2 protein-coding genes are annotated in these 2,361 nt (G+C 73.5%); both read right to left on the minus strand.

What is annotated here, in order from left to right; genetic code table 11:
- Positions 1 to 607 (minus strand): wax ester/triacylglycerol synthase domain-containing protein (locus tag AOK00_RS34235; RefSeq protein ID WP_301554241.1); only part of this gene is annotated, 607 nt, incomplete at its 3' end.
- A gap of 142 nt (positions 608 to 749) precedes the next feature.
- Positions 750 to 2,309 (minus strand): ATP-binding SpoIIE family protein phosphatase, encoded by a 1,560-nt coding sequence (locus AOK00_RS34240; protein WP_254047606.1) that lies wholly within the window; start codon positions 2,307 to 2,309, stop codon positions 750 to 752.
- Positions 2,310 to 2,361 lie beyond the last annotated feature (52 nt).

Raw genomic sequence — 2,361 nt, forward strand, 5'->3', positions numbered from 1 at the left:
CGACCTCGACGGCCCGGCCGAGGTCGCCGAGCCGGTCGCGGGCCATGCCGAGAAGCCGTCCGGGCCCGGGGAGCCAGGAGCGCGGGGGCACGGGCCGGGCGCGGCCCGCGGCGCGGCGGCCCGCGGCGATCTCGTCGAAGATCCCGGCACCGATGGCGACCGCGCGCATGCCGTCGGCGAGGGCGTGGTGGAGCTTCACGAGGACGGCGAAGGAACCGTCGGGTGCGCCACTGAGCAGGTACATCTCCCAGGGCGGCAGACCGCGGGCGACGGGCCGTTCCATGAGTTCGGCGGCGAGGCGGGCGGCCTCGGCGGGGAAGTCGGCGCCGGGGAGGGCGATCTCGTGGACGTGCCGGCGTACGTCGAAGTCGGGGTCGGCGCTCCAGGCTGCGCCGCCGACGGGGATCAGGACGTCGCGGACGCGCATCCGGAGCCGGGGGACGGCTGCGGCGCGGCCGGCCAGCAGGCCGAGGACGTCCGGCGGCTCCTGGCCGCGGTCCGAGGGGGTGGGGCCGAAGTGGACGAGCGCCCCGAGGTGCAGGGGGTGCGCGGTGGATTCCAGGTGCCAGAAGGCCAGGTCTAGCGGTGCCAGTAGCTCGCTGCTCACGGGTGTCCTCACGTACGGGCGGCGCGGAGAGCCGGGAGCACGAAGTCAATCGCGTACCGACAGTTACGGTCAAGGACGATCTGTGCACGCTCTGTTAACAGTCTCATCCTTCTGTCAACAGTCGCACCCCTCTGTGACGGGCTCAGTTCTGCACGGTGAATTCGCACCACACGCACTTGCCGCTCCCCCGCGACTCCACTCCCCAGACGTCGGAGAGCTGGTCGACGAGCAGCAGTCCGCGGCCGGAGACGCCCGCCTCCCCCGCCTCGCGGCGCCGGGGCAGCGCGCTGGAGCGGTCCTCGACCTCCACCCGGAGCCGCCGTTCGGCCCCGCCGAGGATCCGCAGGGTGACGATGGCCCCGCCGTCGGTGTGCATCAGCGCGTTGGTCATCAGCTCGTCGGCGACCAGCTCGATCTCGTCGGCCCGTTCCCCGGCGCCCCAGGCCCGGACGGCGGCCCTGATCATGTGCCGGGCCGACCTCAGCGCCTCGGGGTCGTTCTGGGCCACGTGCTGCTGGAACCGGCCGGCTCCGTGGGTGGCGGTCGCGGCCTGGCGGCGCAGGAGCAGGATCGCGACGTCGTCCTCGCCGCCCCGGTCGGCGACCACGTCGCACAGGTGGTCGGCGAGTTCCTGGAGGTCGGCGGGCCCGCGCCGGACGAGGGCGGAGAGCCACTGGAGGCCTTCGTCGAGGTCGGAGCCGGGCTTCTCGACCAGACCGTCGGTGTAGAGCATCAGCGTCTGCCCGGGGTCCAGCTCCAGTGTCGTCACCGGATAGTCGAGCCGGCCGAACTCGGCGGAGAGCCCGAGCGGCAGTCCGCCCTCCACGGGGATCCTGCGGCAGCGGCCGTCCGTCTCCCGGAGCAGCGGATCGACGTGGCCGGCGCGCACCACCTGGACGACGCCGGTGCCGAGGTCGACCTCCGCGTACGTGCAGGTGGCGAAGCGTTCGGTGTCGAGTTCGTGCAGGAAGACGGAGGCGCGGGCCATCACCGTCGCCGGGGTGTGCCCCTCGGCGGCGTACGCGCGCAGCACGATCCGCAACTGGCCCATGACGGCCGCCGCGTGGGTGTCGTGGCCCTGCACGTCCCCGATGACGGCGCCGACCCGCCCACCGGGGAGCGCGATGACGTCGTACCAGTCTCCGCCGATGTCCCGGCCGAGGCGGGCCGAACGGTAGCGGACGGCCGTCTGGGCGCCCGGCACGTCGGGGATCCGGCGGGGGAGCATCGCCTGCTGGAGCCCCTCGGCGAGGTCGTGCTCCTGCTCGTACAGCATGGCCCGCTGGAGGCTCTGGGCGATGCTGCTGCCGAGGGCGACGAGGAGGGTCCGCTCGTCCTCGCTGAAGCCGGTCTTGTCGCTGTAGAGGAGCCCGAGCGCGCCGATGGGCCGGGCCTGGGCGATGAGCGGCAGATAGACGGCGGCGGTGATGCCGAGTCCGCTGATGTGCGGCCAGAGCACCGGGAAGGAGTCGGCGAAGTCCCGGGGCGACTCGATGAACCGCGGCCGCAGGGTGCGGATCACCTCGCCCATCGGGTACGGCTCGTCCACCCGGGTGAACCGGGTGCCCGGCACGAAGGCGCCGTCGGGGCCCTCGGCGACCAGGTGGATGCGGCCGGCGTCGAGGAGGCCCATGACGAGGCTCGCGGCGCCGAAGTGCTCCAGCGCGTGGGAGTCGTTGAGCAGGTCGATGACGTCCTGCACGGTCCGCGCGTAGGCGAGGGCGCCACGTGGTGCCCTCGCCTACGCGCGGACC

The organism is Streptomyces aureus, assembly GCF_001418135.1.
Lineage (GTDB): Bacteria > Actinomycetota > Actinomycetes > Streptomycetales > Streptomycetaceae > Streptomyces > Streptomyces aureus_A.